Annotated in this window: 18 protein-coding genes; 6 read left to right on the top strand and 12 right to left on the bottom strand. The window is 68.4% G+C overall.

What is annotated here, in order from left to right; translation table 11 throughout:
- Positions 1-10: 10 nt before the first annotated feature.
- The 10 genes from ligD to ACT2FV_RS12685 all read right to left on the bottom strand — a co-directional run bounded on the left by ligD (position 11) and on the right by ACT2FV_RS12685 (position 8,074).
- A complete protein-coding gene (gene ligD / locus ACT2FV_RS12730) occupies positions 11-2,785 on the bottom strand; it encodes a DNA ligase D (RefSeq protein ID WP_444504018.1) in 2,775 nt (924 codons plus the stop codon).
- 24 nt (positions 2,786-2,809) lie between these two features.
- Positions 2,810-3,835, bottom strand: coding sequence for a non-homologous end joining protein Ku (gene ku / locus ACT2FV_RS12725; protein ID WP_444504017.1), 1,026 nt, complete (start codon positions 3,833-3,835; stop codon positions 2,810-2,812).
- Positions 3,836-4,100: 265 nt separating this feature from the next.
- Positions 4,101-4,487, bottom strand: a complete 387-nt coding sequence (locus tag ACT2FV_RS12720; RefSeq protein ID WP_151051876.1) for a DUF3022 domain-containing protein — start codon at positions 4,485-4,487, stop codon at positions 4,101-4,103.
- Positions 4,484-4,645 carry a DUF1328 family protein gene (locus ACT2FV_RS12715; RefSeq protein WP_027792525.1) on the bottom strand — a complete coding sequence of 54 codons (162 nt, stop codon included), beginning with the start codon at positions 4,643-4,645 and terminating at the stop codon, positions 4,484-4,486. Before ACT2FV_RS12715 ends, ACT2FV_RS12720 begins: the two co-directional genes overlap by 4 nt.
- Positions 4,646-4,699: 54 nt before the next feature.
- Positions 4,700-4,888, bottom strand: a complete 189-nt coding sequence (locus tag ACT2FV_RS12710) for a DUF3008 family protein (protein WP_151051873.1) — start codon at positions 4,886-4,888, stop codon at positions 4,700-4,702.
- Positions 4,889-4,958: 70 nt separating this feature from the next.
- Positions 4,959-6,392, bottom strand: coding sequence for an RNA polymerase factor sigma-54 (locus tag ACT2FV_RS12705; RefSeq protein ID WP_151051871.1), 1,434 nt, complete (start codon positions 6,390-6,392; stop codon positions 4,959-4,961).
- A 246-nt stretch (positions 6,393-6,638) separates the two neighbouring features.
- Positions 6,639-6,950 (bottom strand): hypothetical protein, encoded by a 312-nt coding sequence (locus ACT2FV_RS12700; protein WP_059602383.1) that lies wholly within the window; start codon positions 6,948-6,950, stop codon positions 6,639-6,641.
- A gap of 50 nt (positions 6,951-7,000) precedes the next feature.
- Entirely contained in the window at positions 7,001-7,312 is a 312-nt protein-coding gene (locus ACT2FV_RS12695; protein ID WP_151052573.1) for a hypothetical protein, read from the bottom strand.
- Between the two features lie 17 nt (positions 7,313-7,329).
- The gene (locus tag ACT2FV_RS12690) at positions 7,330-7,578 is read right to left on the bottom strand and encodes a hypothetical protein (protein WP_444504016.1); all 249 of its coding nucleotides are present in this window, start codon (positions 7,576-7,578) and stop codon (positions 7,330-7,332) included.
- A gap of 193 nt (positions 7,579-7,771) precedes the next feature.
- Positions 7,772-8,074: a hypothetical protein gene (locus ACT2FV_RS12685; RefSeq protein WP_124625620.1), complete on the bottom strand. Its 303-nt coding sequence runs from the start codon at positions 8,072-8,074 to the stop codon at positions 7,772-7,774.
- A gap of 154 nt (positions 8,075-8,228) precedes the next feature.
- On the opposite strand from ACT2FV_RS12685, the gene ACT2FV_RS12680 reads away from it, so the two are divergent.
- From ACT2FV_RS12680 to ACT2FV_RS12660, 5 genes are all read left to right on the top strand, one after another.
- Positions 8,229-8,483 carry a hypothetical protein gene (locus tag ACT2FV_RS12680; RefSeq protein WP_124625443.1) on the top strand — a complete coding sequence of 85 codons (255 nt, stop codon included), beginning with the start codon at positions 8,229-8,231 and terminating at the stop codon, positions 8,481-8,483.
- Between the two features lie 87 nt (positions 8,484-8,570).
- Entirely contained in the window at positions 8,571-9,002 is a 432-nt protein-coding gene (locus tag ACT2FV_RS12675; protein ID WP_059605984.1) for a CBS domain-containing protein, read from the top strand.
- 90 nt (positions 9,003-9,092) lie between these two features.
- Positions 9,093-9,575 carry a PRC-barrel domain-containing protein gene (locus tag ACT2FV_RS12670; protein WP_124625445.1) on the top strand — a complete coding sequence of 161 codons (483 nt, stop codon included), beginning with the start codon at positions 9,093-9,095 and terminating at the stop codon, positions 9,573-9,575.
- Between the two features lie 278 nt (positions 9,576-9,853).
- Positions 9,854-11,149: an MFS transporter gene (locus tag ACT2FV_RS12665; protein ID WP_444504015.1), complete on the top strand. Its 1,296-nt coding sequence runs from the start codon at positions 9,854-9,856 to the stop codon at positions 11,147-11,149.
- 54 nt (positions 11,150-11,203) lie between these two features.
- Positions 11,204-11,986 (top strand): substrate-binding domain-containing protein, encoded by a 783-nt coding sequence (locus tag ACT2FV_RS12660; protein WP_124625449.1) that lies wholly within the window; start codon positions 11,204-11,206, stop codon positions 11,984-11,986.
- Between the two features lie 24 nt (positions 11,987-12,010).
- Here ACT2FV_RS12660 and dctA read toward each other — a convergent pair whose 3' ends face one another.
- Both dctA and ACT2FV_RS12650 read right to left on the bottom strand, forming a co-directional pair.
- Positions 12,011-13,333 carry a C4-dicarboxylate transporter DctA gene (dctA, locus tag ACT2FV_RS12655; RefSeq protein WP_444504014.1) on the bottom strand — a complete coding sequence of 441 codons (1,323 nt, stop codon included), beginning with the start codon at positions 13,331-13,333 and terminating at the stop codon, positions 12,011-12,013.
- Positions 13,334-13,376: 43 nt separating this feature from the next.
- Positions 13,377-14,300: a LysR family transcriptional regulator gene (locus tag ACT2FV_RS12650; RefSeq protein ID WP_059605973.1), complete on the bottom strand. Its 924-nt coding sequence runs from the start codon at positions 14,298-14,300 to the stop codon at positions 13,377-13,379.
- 539 nt (positions 14,301-14,839) lie between these two features.
- Here ACT2FV_RS12650 and ACT2FV_RS12645 point away from each other — a divergent pair.
- Positions 14,840-15,487 (top strand): UdgX family uracil-DNA binding protein, encoded by a 648-nt coding sequence (locus tag ACT2FV_RS12645; protein WP_444504013.1) that lies wholly within the window; start codon positions 14,840-14,842, stop codon positions 15,485-15,487.
- Positions 15,488-15,496: the final 9 nt, after the last annotated feature.

Below are 15,496 nucleotides of genomic sequence, written 5' to 3'. Positions count from 1 at the left end.
GCCGGCGACGTCACGACGCGCCGAGCCGCGCGCGCATCTGCGCGGAGATGCGCTGCCGCGTGTCGTCGTAGCCTTCCCACGGATCGCGCTCGAGCCGGTCGAGCCGTTCGTGCAGCGTGTCGATCGTCCATTGCGCGCCGCCCGTCGTGTCGGGCACCTCGTCCCAACGCAGCGGCACCGACACGCCCATCCCGGGCCGCGCACGCGCCGAATACGCGGCGATCGTGCTCGCGCCGCGGCCATTGCGCAGGTAGTCGATGAAGATCTTGCCGCGACGATGACGCGGGCCCATCGTCGCGGTGAAACGGTCGGGCAGCGCACTCGCGATGTGTTGCGCGACCGCGCGCGAGAAATCCTTCACGTCGTCCCATCCGAGGTGCCGCGTGATCGGCACGACCACATGCAGCCCCTTGCCGCCGCTCGTCTTGCAGAACGACGCGAGCCCCAGTTCGTCGAGCAGCCCGCACACGAGTTGCGCGGCCTCGATCATCGCACTCCACGGCAGCGCGGGATCAGGATCGAGGTCGAACACGATTCGGTCCGGCCGCTCGATGTTCGACGCGTGCGCGTTCCACGTATGCAGTTCGATCGTGCCCATCTGCGCGGCGCCAAGCAGCGCGTCGATGCTGTCGAGCGACAGCAGCGGGCCGTGCCCTGGATCGAGCCCGGCGTGTTGCGTGACGAACGGGATCTCGCGGCGCTCCGCGTGCTTCTGGAAGAACAGCTCGCCGGCGATGTCGCCAGGCGCGCGCACGAGCGACACGGGTCGCCCCTTCAGGTCCGGCAACAGCCACGGCGCGATCCATTGCCAGTAACGCGCGAGATCGATCTTGCGCGTGCCGCTTCGCGGATCGAGCACGCGGTCGGGATGGGTGATGCGCACGCGGCCGAGCTGATCCGGGCCGGCATCGTTGCCCGCCGTGCGGGTGGATGCCCGTGACCGCGCGTGGTGCTCGCGGCCATTCGCCTCGTGAGCCGCGTGCGTGGTTCGATGTCGATCCATCTCCACCTCCGTTTCCGCATTTTTCGCATGTTTCGGCACTTCGCGGACGATCTGCGCGGCCGGCTTGTCTTCGCGCAGCGCGATGAACGCGGCCTGCCGCACGATGCCGTCGCCGGTCCACTCCGCGAATTCGCATTCGGCGACGAGCGTCGGCTCGATCCAGTGCACGCGCGTGCGCGAGCGTTCGCGCGGCGGCGGATCGAACGGCGCCGTTTCGCGCTCGTGCTTGCGCAGGATCGCGGCAAGCCGGTCGAGCATGCGTGCGTCGAAGCCTGTGCCGACCCGGCCGACATAGCGCAGCGGTGTCGGCCCGCGCCGCCGCTTGCCGGCCGGCGCCGGTTCGTGCACGCCGAGCAGCAGCGCGCCGAAGCCGTGGCGGCTGCCCGACGGCTCGGTATAGCCGCCGATCACGAACTCCTGCCGGCGTCGGCATTTGAGCTTGATCCACGCAGGTGAGCGTCCGGGCCGGTAGCGCGAGTCCGCGCGCTTGCCGATCAGCCCTTCGAGGCCGGTATCGCATGCGCTCGCGATCAGCGACGCGACGTCGTCGCCGAGATCGGGCGAAAAGCGCAGCCGCGCGGGGTCGCTGTCGGCCAGCAGGGGTTCAAGCAGCGCGCGGCGCGCGGTGAGCGGTGCGTCGCGCAAGTCGTAACCGTCAAGATAGGGCAGATCGAATACGAACAGCGTGACCGCATCCGAGCGCCCTGCGCCGAGGGCGTTCTGCAGCGCCTGGAAATCGGGAAGACCGTGCTCGCCGAGCACGACGGCCTCGCCGTCGAACCATGCGCCGTCGACGTCGAGCGCGGCGAGCGCGTCGCGTTGCGCGCGCAGCTTCGCGGTCCAGTCGCGGCCTTCGCGCGTCATCAGCTTCACATGCCGGCGTGTGCCCTTGCCCGCAATACGCGCAAGGATCCGGTAGCCGTCGAACTTCAGTTCGTAGCGCCAGTCGCCTTGCTCGGGCGGGCCGTCGACCAGCGTCGCGAGTTGCGGCGCGACGCGCTCGGGCAACGGCGCGCGCACTGCACCTTCGATCCCGGACGGGTCGGCCGGCGAATGGCCATGATCGTCGTGTTCGTCATGCCGCGCGCCATGTGCAGCGCATTTCGCGGCCTTGTCGCCGCGGCCGCGCGGCATATGGCGCGTACGCGTGGCGCCGTCGGGCGAATCCGGCAGCGCCACCGCACCATCATGCACACTTCCCGGCCGCTCGCCGACGACGTCGAATTCGTCCGCGCCGCGCGCGTCGTCGTCGCGCTCCTTGATCAGCAGCCACTGCTCCTGTCGCCCTTGCTGGCGCCCGCTGCGCACGAGCGCCCAGCCGCCGTGCAGCTTCTCGCCGTCGAGCCGGAACGTGAGCTTGCCCGCGCGATAGCCGTCGCGTGCCTGCGCGACGCCGCCGTCGGGCGTCCACGTGCCCTCGTCCCAAACGACGACCGATCCTGCTCCGTAATGCCCGGCCGGAATCTCGCCTTCGAACGACGCATATTCGAGCGGATGGTCCTCGACATGCACGGCGAGACGCTTCACCGACGGATCCAGGCTCGGCCCCTTCGGCACGGCCCACGACTTCAGCGTGCCGTCGAGTTCGAGCCGGAAGTCGTAGTGCAATCGCCGCGCATGATGCTCCTGGATCACGAAGCGCAGCGGATGGCCGGTGCGCGCACGCCCGCGCGCGGACGGTTTCGCATCCGACTTCGCACGCCGACGCCCGTGCGCGCCTTCAGGTTCCGGCGTCGCGCCGAAGTGGCGTTTGCGCCGATATGGATCGAGCTTGCCGGGCATTGCATCACCTCGCGTCGCGCGGCGTCATGCGGCGTGCTTGCGGCGCGCGGTGGCTTTCTTCACCGCATGCTCGCCGGTCGCGGCACGTTTCGCGGACGGCCGTTTCGCCGCCGCGGTTTTCGTGGCCGCGCCCTTCACCGCGGTTTTCGAAACCGGCTTGCGGCGCCCGCCGCCGCGCGACGACGAGGATGCCCCATCGGTATTCGCATCCTCGTCGTCGCCCGCATCGCGCAGATCCGCCGCACGCGCCCCGCCGCCGCCCTTCAGGCTGCGCTTCAGCAGCTCGGTCAGGTCGACCACGTTGGTCGCCACGCGGCTCGTCTGTGCGGGCCGCTCCTCGATCTCCTCGATCTTGCCCGCGCGCACCTTGCGCTCGACCAGCTCGAGGATGTCGTCGCGGAACGTGTCGTGATACTCGTCGGGCGTCCATTTGCCGGCCATGTCGTCGATCAGCTTCTTCGCCATTCCCAGCTCGCGCGTGGTCACGCCCGCGCCCTTCGCGTCTTCGGCCGGTACCGTCAGTTCGTCGAGGGGCCGCAATTCTTCCTGCCAGCGCAGCGTATCGAGCGCGAGCAGCGGCCCGACCGGAATCAGCGCGCCAAGATGCTGTCGGTCGCGCATCACCACGAGCGCAATGCCGATCTTGCCGCTGTCCTTCAGTGCGTCGCGCAACAGCGCATAGACCTTCTCGCCCTTGCGGTCCGGCATGAGGTAGTACGGCGTGTCGAGATAGAGGAACGACACGGCATCCTCGTCGACGAAGGTCAGGATGTCGACGGTCTGCGTCGATTCGGGGTTCGCCGCGCGGATTTCGTCGTCGGTCAGCACGACGTAGCGCTCCTTCTCGTACTCGTAGCCGCGCACGATGTCCTCGCGCGTGACTTCCTTGCCGGTGCGCTTGTTGATCTGCCGGTAGCCGACCGGATCCATCGAGCGCTTGTCGAGCAGCCGGAACGACGGCTTCACGGTGCGTGTCGCGGGAAACAGCTGCACGGGCACATGAACGAGCCCGAAGCTGATCGCGCCTTTCCATATCATCCGCGGGGCCATGCCTGTCCTCCTTGCCGCTTGCACGCGCGCCTGGCGTACCGGCTCCCCCGTGCAACGCTCCGCGCGCTGGCGCGATTTCGCGCCGTCGGGTGGCGGTGGATTGCCGGATCGGGGAGATGCGTCACGCGCGCGCCCTCCTGTCGGTTCGATGAAGGACGGCTGCGTGCGTCACGGCGCACACGGAGCCGTCATGGGAAACGAACGAGCCGCACGACACGTGCCGCGACGACCCGCTACGATGTCACGGCGGGCTGCTGCCGCGACGTCAGGGCGCGCGAATCGCGCGATCCAGCTCCTCGCGCGTCACGTCGAGCGCGACGCTGCATTCGATCTCGGCGTCCTCGACGCGCGGTTTCTGTTCATCCACCGCGCGCCGCGCCATGTCGCACACGTGCGTCCGAACGCGCAACCGGTCGGCCGAGTCGAGGGACACGTACCGCGCGAGGACGTCCGGCTCGAAGCGCAGGTCCACCACGCAGCGCCACTGACGCGCGCTCGCGTCGACCGGTACCCGCACCCACGACACCTGGATCGTCAGCCGCCCGGACGCGTCATCCGCATGCACGACGACGGTCGACTCCGACGGAAATCCGTTCGCGAGCGCAGCTTCGAGTTCAGCGATGCGCTGCGAACGGTCTGGCGTGACCGTCATCGGCGCACGACGCCCAGCAGCAGCGTGACCAGGAAGATCACGACGAAGATGTAGAACAGGATCTTCGCGATCTCGGCCGCGCCGGCCGCGATGCCGCCGAAGCCGAACACGGCGGCGACGATCGCGATGATGAAGAAGATGATGGCGTATCGAAGCATGAATTCCTCCTGGAGTCCTGACGAATGGCGATCGTCGACGCGTGTCGCCGCCGATCAAGCATCGTGCTTGTGCCTGGGTTTGCCGTGGGCCGGCGTCGAAGCCATTTTTTCGAGTTCCTTCTCGCTCATCGACTTGGCCATCGACTTCGCAGGCGGCTTCAGGTCCTTCATCTTGGTGTCACCGCGCTTGGCCGACAGGGCGGCCCCCGCGGCGCGCTGCTGTGCCTGGGACTTGGCTGGCATGGCTTTCCTCCTCTCGGTGGTGCGCGCGGGCTGCGCGGTGCGCAGGCCGCGCGCGGTTCGAACGGCATCGTCATGCGGCGTCGCGCCGCCGCAGTTCAGCCGGCGGAATCTTCATCGCCTGGCGATACTTGGTCACCGTCCGACGCGCAAGAAGGATGCCGCGCCCCGCCAGATTCTGGGTGAGCGCGACGTCAGACAGCGGGTCGGAGTGGCGCTCGGCCGCGATCATGTCGCGGATCAGCACCTTCGCGGCCAACGCCGAGCACACGCCCTTCCCGGCTGCTTCCAGCTTGCGCGGGAAGAAATACTTGAACTCGAACGTGCCGTGCGGCGTGGCCATGTACTTGTTGCCCGTCGCGCGCGACACGGTCGATTCGTGCAGGTCGAGCGCCTCGGCGATGTCGCGCAGCACGAGCGGCTTCATCGCGATCTCGCCGTAGCGGAAGAAATCGCGCTGCCGCGCGACGATGCATTCGCCGACGCGCTGGATCGTGTCGAAGCGCTTCTGCACGTTGCGGATCAGCCAGCGCGCTTCCTGCAACTGCTGGCCGAGCGGCGAATCGTGCTCGCCGCTCGACTGCGCGAACAAGGTTGCGTAGCGCTCGTGCAGCCGCGCGCGCGGCAGCACGGCCGGGTTGATCGTCACGACCCATTCGTCGCGCACCTGGCGCACGATCACGTCGGGTATCACGTAGTCGCCGCGCGTGCTGCCGTAGTGGTTGCCGGGACGCGGATCGAGCGTGCGCACCAGCGCGCACGCCGCCTGCATCGTCGCCTGGCTGCAGCCCAGGCGTCGCTGGATTTCCGCCGTCTCGCGCCGCGCGAGCCGTTCGAGATGGTCGCGCGCGATCGCCTTCGCCTCCGCGAGCGCCGGCGTGCCGGCTGGAATCGCGTCGAGCTGCAGCACCAGGCATTCGGACACCGAGCGCGCGGCGATGCCCGGACGGTCCAGCATCTGCACGAGCCGCAGCGCCACCGCGAGATCCTGTTCCGACAGCAGCAACGCCGGATCGGCCGCGACCAGCAGCTCGGCCAGTTCCTGACGCAGGTAGCCGTCCTCGTCGAGCGCATCGATCACGATGCGCGCAGCCTCGCGGTCGCGCTTGTTCAGCGGATAAAGGCGCAGCGCATCGTGCAGTTGCTGGTGCAGCGACGGCTCGGCCGCCATCCACTCGCCGGGCGACAGGTCGCTCGCGTCGTCAGCCTGGCGGCTCGTGCCGCGCGGCGCCGGCGCCGCTGTATACGACACCTCGCCGTCAGGCGGACGCACGTCCTCGCGCTCTGGCGGCGGCTCGGCCGCCGCGGCTTCGGCGGTGGATTCGGGCACGTCGGCGGCGGCTTCGTCGTCGCCCTGGCCATCTTCGAGAAACGGATTCGAGTCGAGCGCCTGCCGCAGTTCCTGCTGGAATTCGAGCGAAGACAACTGCAACAGGCGAAGGGACTGCTGAAGCCTCGGCGTGAGTGCCAGATGCTGTCGCATCTGGAGCGCAAGCGTGACGGACATCGATGCCCTCCTGACGGTGTGCGGAATTGCGTGCAGACGCAATCATGCAGCTTCCATGCCAAGGGGGCGAAGCGCCGTCCGTCGCGGCTCTCGCGGGTTCGCACCCCGCTTGCGGCGGCCCCGGCTGCTGCCTTTTTTACAAGTGCCGGCAAGTTGGAGGCACGGAATTCGCGCCGGGCGGACGCACCGGCTGCGCGCCGGCGCGCCGGTGTATCCGCCCGCAGCCGCCGCACGACGTGCCGCACGTCAGTACTGCATCGGCGGCGGCGTGCCCGGCATCGTCCGGTCGCCCTGCGCGCCGTTCGGTCCCGGCGGCGGCACGTCGGCCGCCTCACCGCCGGCCGCACCCGCCGGCATCGTGTTGTACGGCGACGGACGCGTGTCGTAGCGCGTGTTCGCGTCCGGCATCGTCGTGGTCGGCGACGCGCCATGACCGTCCGGCGGCGCCGGCGGAGCGCCGCGCGTGCCGTAAGTGGCCTGCGGTTGCGTGCATGCGCCGAGCGCGCACGCGGCGGCGAACGCACAGGCGCCCACACGCATCGACTGGATCGGCTTCATCGGAATCCTCCGTTGAATCGGTGGCGCAGGGCCGGCCGTGGCGACACGGCTCAGAGCCGGTTGAAATGGAAATCGCCGGCATACGCGGTCGGCGCGCGGCGCGCCATCATCGTGTCGAACTCGGCGGCGACGCGTGCCAGCGCACCACGTCGCCGCTCGATACCGGCCTGCTCGAGCGCCGCGAACGCATCGGCGTCGAAGGTGACGGTCAGCGACGCCGGATGGCCGTCGATGCGAAAGCCGAAACGCAGCGCGCCGGGCGGCTGCTCGTCGACATCGAACGGCATCGCCCGCGCCTCGAAATGGCGGCCGAGCGTCTCGGCCACGTCGCGCAGCATGCCGGGTTTCACGCGGATGCTCATCGTGGCCCCTCCTTGGATCAGGTGAACGCCACCGGCGGCACGCCCGTCGGCGACACGTGGATCGGCGGCTCCCGCGTCGGCGGCTCACGTTCCGGTGGCGGCTGCTCTGGCGGATCGCCTTCCGGATCGTGATATGGCTCGGGCGTGCCGGGCGGCAGGTCGTCCGGCGGGGGCGGTTGTGGGTCCGGCCCGACGTCGGGCACAGGCGGCTCGGGCCGGTGCATCGACTGAGCAGGGTTTCGGATGGCGTCTCTGTTCATGGGCATTCGATCGTTGCGCTCTCCTCGCGGAACCGGATCGCGGCGCGGCACGTTCGCCGCTCGATGCCCCAAGGTCCGCAAGCCGCATGCCGGCCGCTGTCAGCGCTTGCCGCGCGTCGACGCGCCAGCGTGCAGGCCGCCGCCCGGCGCGACGTGTCTTCGCTACACCGCGCGCTGCAATTCTTTCAAGACCATCGCGCTACCCGTCGTACGCAGCCATCACGAGCCACAGCTCGTGGTCGTCGTCGCGCACCCGCGCGGCGAGTGCATACGGATCGGTCGGGTCGCACGCGCGCTGCAGCGCGAAGCGCGCCGGCTCCGTCGAGCCGAACGTCTCGTCGAGCGGCCGCACGTCGGCCTTGCCTTCGAACATGCGGCGATCGGGCCGGTAGATCAGCGGCTCCTGCTTCCATGTGATGAAGTGGCTTTTCACCGACTCGAACCCTCCGCCACATACGTTGACTTCATAGCGCACGCCTGGCCGCCGTTTCGGAATCGTCATCGTGCCCTCCCGCTTGATGTGCGCATGCATGCGGCGCGTGGCGCGCCGTGGTGTCGTCGTTGCCGCCGACGCGGCAAGTCGCGTGCCGTCCGGATGCAGCGGGCACGGCCGTTGCGCGAAAACCGCCTCATCGTCACCGACACGGAGCCCTGCCATGAAGGATTCGACCCGTTCCGGCCGCGACGCGCCGGCGCACGAACCGCGTCCCGCCCCGTCGCCGCCGCTCAAGGACCAGGACCACACGAAAACGCGCCACTCGGAGCGGCATATCGACAAGCAGCTCGAGGACACGTTCCCCGCGAGCGATCCGCCCGCGACCGGCGGCATCACGCGCATCGAGCCCGACACGCCGCCGGGCACGCACGACGACGGCCCGTGGCAGGACCCGGCCAGGCGCCGCGACGCATGACCGTCGGCGATTCGACGGACACCCGTGCCGAACGGCACGCCGCTTGCTGAATCGCACGGGCCCGCTTCAAGCCGCAAGGAGGACTCCATGCAACGCGTCAACGAAATCATGTCGCAGGACGTCGTGCACATTGCGCCGACCGACTCGATCCGTCATGCGGCGCAACTGATGGAGCGCTACGACATCGGCGCGCTGCCCGTGTGCGACAACAACCGGCTGATCGGCATGGTCACGGACCGCGACCTCGCGGTGCGCGCGATCTCGGCCGGCAAGCCGCCGGAGACGCGGATCCACGAAGTTGCGTCGGGCCCGATCGAATGGTGTTTCGAGGACGATCCGCTGGACGAGATCCAGCACTACATGGCCGACGCGCAACTGCGCCGCCTGCCCGTCGTCGATCACGACCAGCGCCTCGTCGGCATGCTGTCGCTCGCGGACATCGCGACGCGCACGGCCGGCCCCGCGCGCGACGACGTCGCGAACACGCTCGAAGGCGTGTCGCAACCGAAGCGTACGTGACGGGGCGATCCTCGCCCCGCCCGACAACCCGCGCGACCCGCAGGGCCCATCCCGGGCACGGCCGCGCTCCACGCAACCAGGAGGACAACCATGCAGACTTCCGATCGAGGACAGACGCGCATCATCGGCAAGGGCGCCGCGACGGCGGCCGGCCCAGGCCCCGACGTGATGGCGGCCGACACGCTGGAAGGCGACAAGGTCTACACGACCGATGGCGATGACGTCGGCAAGATCAAGGACATCATGCTCGACGTGCGCTCGGGCCGCGTCGCGTACGCCGTGCTGTCGAGCGGCGGCCTGCTCGGCATCGGCGACAAGCTGCTCGCGATTCCATGGAGCGCACTCACGCTCGACACCGAACGCAAGTGTTTCCTGCTGTCGGTGTCGTCCGAGCGGATCCGCAACGCGCCGGGCTTCGACAAGGATCACTGGCCGGCAATGGCGGACCCGCAATGGGCCACGCCGCTGCACGAGTTCTATGGCAGCACGCCGTACTGGAGCGCGGGCGACGAGCTCGGGCTCACCGATCCGACCGAGGAACTGAATGATCCGCGCACGCGCGGGCGGCATTGACCGTTCGTGATTTGCCGGTGGTTCAGGCGACAGCCCCGCGAATGCGGGGCTTTTTTTGGGGTTTTTTGACGGATCTACGAGGCGTGCCGATCCTTTGAGGCCGGCGTCGCCGGTCGCCGGCCGTGCGCGACTGGCGTAGCGCGCCGCCCGATTGATAACCAAACGACATCAATCCTTCCGAAAATCGCACTTATCGTTTTCTCGTCTTCGGGTGAAGATTGCCGAAACGACAATCGATCGCTCCCCGCGCATTTCCCGCATTTTCTGGAGACACCCTGATGCACCCCTCGCCCAGCCTTCCGACCGGACGTTCGAAGGCCGCCGCGGTATTCCGCGTGACGGCCGGCAACTTCCTCGAGCAGTTCGACTTCTTCCTGTTCGGCTTCTACGCCACCCAGATCTCCGCCGTGTTCTTTCCCGCCGCGAGCGAGTTCGCGTCGCTGATGATGACCTTCGCCGTCTTCGGCGCGGGCTTCCTGATGCGGCCGCTGGGCGCGATCGTGCTGGGTGCGTACATCGACGACGTCGGCCGCCGCAAGGGCCTGATCGTCACGCTGGCCATCATGGCAAGCGGCACGATCCTGATCGCGTTCGTGCCGGGCTACGCGACGATCGGCCTGCTCGCGCCCGCGCTCGTGCTGGTCGGGCGCTTGCTGCAGGGCTTTTCGGCAGGCGCCGAGCTCGGCGGCGTGTCGGTCTATCTCGCCGAGATGGCGACGCCTGGCCGCAAGGGCTTCTACACGAGCTGGCAGTCTGCCAGCCAGCAGGTCGCGATCGTCGTCGCGGCAGCCCTCGGCTTCGCGCTCAATCAATGGCTGAGCACGTCGGCCATCGCCGCGTGGGGCTGGCGCGTGCCGTTCTTCGTCGGCTGCATGATCGTGCCGTTCATTTTCATGCTGCGCCGCAACCTCGAGGAAACGCAGGCGTTCAAGGCCCGCAAGCATCGTCCGGGCATGAAGGAAGTGTTCGGTACGCTGGCGCGCAACTGGGGCGTCGTGGTCGCCGGCATGATGCTGGTCGCAATGACCACCACGAGCTTCTATCTCATCACCGTCTACGCGCCGACCTTCGGCAAGACGGTCCTGCACCTGAGCACGGCCGACAGCCTGCTCGTGACGCTGTGCGTCGGCGTGTCGAACTTCGTGTGGCTGCCGATCGGCGGCGCCCTGTCCGATCGCATCGGCCGCCGGCCGCTGCTCGTCGGCATGACGCTGCTCGCGATTGCGACGGCCTATCCCGCGCTGTCCCTGCTCGCGCATGCGCCATCGTTCGTCAACATGCTGCTCGTGCTTCTGTGGCTGTCGTTCATGTACGGGATCTACAACGGTGCGATGGTCGTCGCACTGACGGAAGTGATGCCCGTCGAGGTGCGCGTGGCGGGTTTCTCGCTCGCCTACAGCCTCGCCACGGCCGTGTTCGGCGGCTTTACGCCGGCCATCTCGACGGCGCTCATTCACATGACCGGCGACAAGGCCGCGCCCGGTTACTGGATGAGCCTCGCCGCGGTGTGCGGGCTGCTCGCGACGTTCGCCCTGTATCGCCGGCGGACGGTCACGCTGACGCCGGCGCACTGAAACCTCCTCATGCCGAACGACCTGTCCCGACTCCATACGGCCAAGACCACGACCATGAAAAACCTGCTCCTGAAACTCTGCGCCACAGCGCTCGTCGCCACCTCGGCGGTCACCGCGAACGTGCAGGCCGCCGACCTGCACGTGATGAGCTCGGGCGGCTTCACCGCCGCCTACAAACTGCTCGGCCCGCGGTTCGCGTCCCACACGGGCAACACACTCGATACCGCGCTCGGCCCGTCGATGGGCAAATCGCCTGAAGCGATTCCGAACCGGCTCGCGCGCGGCGAGCCGGCCGACGCCGTGATCATGGTCGGCTATGCGCTCGACGATCTGATCCGGCAAGGCAAGGTGATCGCCGGATCGCGCGTCGAGCTGGCCGATTCGCGCATCGGCATGGTCGTGCGCGACGGCGTGGCGAAACCCGACATCAGCACGGCCGAAGGCCTCAAGCAGGTTCTGCTGCATGCTAAGTCGATCGCCTACTCGGACAGCGCGAGCGGCGTCTACATCGAGCGGGAGTTGTTCAGGAAGCTCGGCATCGAGGACCAGGTGAAATCGAAGGCGACCATGGTCCCGCGAATCCCGGTCGCATCCGTGGTCGCGAACGGTGACTACGAGATCGGCTTTCAGCAGGTGAGCGAACTGCTGCCCGTGAAGGGCGCGACCTTCGTCGGGAAGATTCCCGAGTCGCTGCAGTCCGTCACGCGCTTCGCGGCCGGCATCCCCGTCGGCGCGCACCACCCGCAGGAAGCGAAGGCACTTCTCGACTATCTCGCGTCGCCCGACGTGCAGGCGGAAGTGAACTCGACCGGACTGGATTCCGTTTCCGCGCATTGAGCACCAACCACGGGAAGGTGCGCGTCAGACCGCCTTCCCGTCGGGCCCGGTGCCGGCATCGGATTCATCCGCGCCATTCGGGTCAGCCGGTTCGGTCGCACTCAGCATCCGCGCGAGCCGCGCACGATCGCACGCCCCTTCCCGCATCGAAACGAAGATCACCGCGCACGCGTTGCTGATCACGCTCGTCAGCGCACGCGCCTCGGACATGAAGCGATCGATGCCGACCAGAAGCGCGACGCCGGCAACCGGCAGGTCGGGCATCACGGCGAGCGTCGCGACGAGCGCGACGAGCCCGCTGCCGGACACGCCGGCCGCGCCCTTCGACGTCAGCAGCATGATGGCCAGCATCGCCGCGATCTGCGGCGCGGAAAGCGTTACATCGCACGCCTGGGCGATGAACAATGCCGCGAGCGTCAGATAGATCGCGGTGCCGTCCAGGTTGAACGAGTAGCCAGCCGGCAGCACGAGCCCCACGACGCCCTTGTCGCAACCGAGCGACTCCAGCTTGACGATCAGCCGCGGCAATACCGGTTCCGTGGACGACGTCGCGAGGACGATCAGCAACTCCTCGCGGATGTAGCGCAACAGCCGCCACAACGCGAAACCGTGCAACCGCGCGAGCGGCGCGAGCACCAGCGCGACGAACAGCCCGCAGGCCACGTAGAACGAAACCATCAACCGTGCGAGCGAGCCGACCGAACCGATGCCGAAGCGGCCCACCGTGAAGGCCATTGCGCCGAATGCGCCGAGCGGGGCGAGCCGCATGATCATCGCGAGCACGCGAAAGACGATCTGCGCGACGCCGTCGATCAGCGCCAGCACGGGCCGCCCGGCCTGCGGATACGCGTTCAGCGAAAAACCGAACAGCAGCGACAGCAGCAGCACGGGCAGCACCTCGCCCTGCTGGAACGCGCCGAGCATCGTATCCGGGATCACGCTCAGCGCGAACGCGATGAGTCCGCGCGGTTGCGCATGCTGCGCGTATTGCGCCAGAACGCTCGCGTCGAGATGGCGCACGTCGACGTGCATGCCGGCGCCGGGCCGCAGCACGAACGCGGTGACGAGCCCGAATGCGAGCGCGGCGGCGGTCAGCAGGTAGAACAGCACCAGCGCGCGGACGATCGTGCGCCCGATGGCCTTCCCGTTCGTCAGCGACGTGATGCCGGAGACGATCGTGCAGAACACGATCGGCGCGATCATCATCCGCACGAGACCGACGAATGCATCGCTGAGCGGCTTGAGCGACGCGCCTGCCGACGGCCAGAAGTGGCCGACGCTCACGCCGAGCGCCATCGCCAGCAGAACCTGCACGTAGAGCGAATGCAGCGGTCTTCCCAGCCTCACGGTGTGGTCTTCCTCGATGTTCCGGTCGTATTCGTCGCATGCATTACTTCGATGCATCGCTGTGTGGCGCACTGCCGCGTCTGGCGTCGACGATCGCCCGGTGAAACTCCTCCGCGGCCGGCGTCAGCGGGCGTCCACGCCGTTTCACGATGCCCACCCGGCGCTTGACCGCCGGTTCGACGAGGGGCACGCTCGTGAGCAGCGGATGGTCGTGTCCGGGCATCGCCATCGACGGCACCGCGGCGACGCCGAGCCCCGCCTCGACCAGCCCGAGCATGGTCGTCACGTGGCGCGTCTCGCACACGCTCGGCGCACGCGGCGCGACGCTCGTCAATGCCTGATCGAGCAACAAGCGATTGCCGGATGTCTTGTCCACGGACACATACTCGTACTCGTAAAGCTCGTTCCAGGTCACGCGCTTCTTGCGCGCGAGCGGATGATCGCGCCGGCACGCGGCAACGAATCGCTCCTGCAGCAGCAGCTTGAACTCGACCTCGGACTCCTGGCTGCCCATGAAGCTCACACCGAAGTCGGCCTCGCCGCTGATGACGGCACTCAGCACCTCGTTCGCGCTCGCATCGAGCAGCTTGACCCTGATGCGCGGAAAGCGGCGATGATAGCTCGCGATCACGTTCGGCAGAAAGTAGTAGGCCACCGACGGCACGCACGCGATCGTCACGTGACCGAGGCGGCTCGACGAGACGTCGCGGATGCCGAGCAGCGCGACGTCGAGATCGTCCAGCAGTTGCTCGGCGCTCGGCGCGAACACGCGGCCGACCGTCGTCAGCGTGACGCTGCGCGTCGTGCGCTCGAACAGACGCACGCCGAGCGCTTCCTCCAGTTTGTCGATCCGGCGACTCAACGCGGGCTGCGAAATGCTGATCGCCTCGGCGGCCTTCCGGAAGCTTCCCAGCTCCACCACCGCGCGAAACGCCTGCAAGTCGGTCAAATCGAAGTTGATTCCCACGGGCCTGGTCTCCGCATCTCTGATGCCGGGTATTTTGCACGATTCGGACAAGCACACCCAGCCGGGAAATGCCCGGCTGCGATGCGCCAGCCGCGCCGCCGTATCGCATGCGGCGGGCGAATGCGCTCGGCACGACGACGCCCGATGCCGTTTTACATGTGCCGTGTAAGGCGCCCGATCGGCCACGCCTGATCGTCCGCGGCCACTCGCCGGTTCCAGACAGGTGCGGCGTCAGCGGCACGGCCGCGCATCACGGCAGCAGGTCGCCGGCGCCCGCATCGTCGTAGGGGTCGAATTGTATCGCGGCGTTCTCCCGTAACCGGATGCTGCCCCCAGCGCCAACTGCACACGCGTTTCGACTGCATGCGGCACGCCGGTTGCTGTACGAAGTGCACAGCGTCGATATGGGAACCGTCAATGCGCGCACTGCCGATATTCCGACCCGGACAGGCCTTCGATCCGCTGGCCGCCCACCGGCGAGCGCGCCGTCGTGCGCACGCCGACGCGGGCCCGGCGCCGACGGGTTCAGGAAGCACCGCATGATGCGCGATGCGTCCGCAAAGCGCGCGGCGGTCTCGCTCGTCGCCGACGACGATGCACCGGCCACGCTCGACGCCTGCCGCCGCTGCGGGCTGTGGGAACATGCGACGCAGCCAGTGCCCGGTGCGGGGCCTGCTGACGCACGCATCATGCTGGTCGGCGAGCAGCCGGGCGATCAGGAAGACCGCAGGGGCATCCCGTTCGTCGGCGCGGCGGGCGGCATGCTCGACCGCGCGCTCGACGAAGCCGGGATCGAGCGCACGTCCGTCTATCTGACCAACGCGGTCAAGCACTTCAAATGGGAGCCGCGCGGCAAGCGTCGGCTGCACAAGACGCCCGCGCAGCGCGAGGTCGCCGCGTGCCGCTACTGGCTCGAACGCGAACTCGATGCGATCCGCCCGCGGGTGATTGTCGCGCTCGGCGCGACGGCACTGCGCGCGGTGCTGCAGGACAACGAAGCAACGCTCGAGCGCACGCGCAAGCCGGTTCGCTCACCCGACGGCTGTTTCGTCGTCGCAACCTATCACCCGTCCTACGTGCTGCGCACGCGCGGCGCCGATTCGCGCGAGCACGCATACCGGACGCTCGTGGACGCGCTGCGCACTGCGTCGCGCCTCGCGCGCGGCGCAGCAGGGGACGCCGAATGAGCGGCCCGC

The organism is Burkholderia sp. PR2, assembly GCF_052372875.1.
GTDB classification, from domain to species: Bacteria; Pseudomonadota; Gammaproteobacteria; order Burkholderiales; family Burkholderiaceae; genus Burkholderia; species Burkholderia diffusa.
This window is presented reverse-complemented; position numbering and strand designations above follow the sequence as displayed.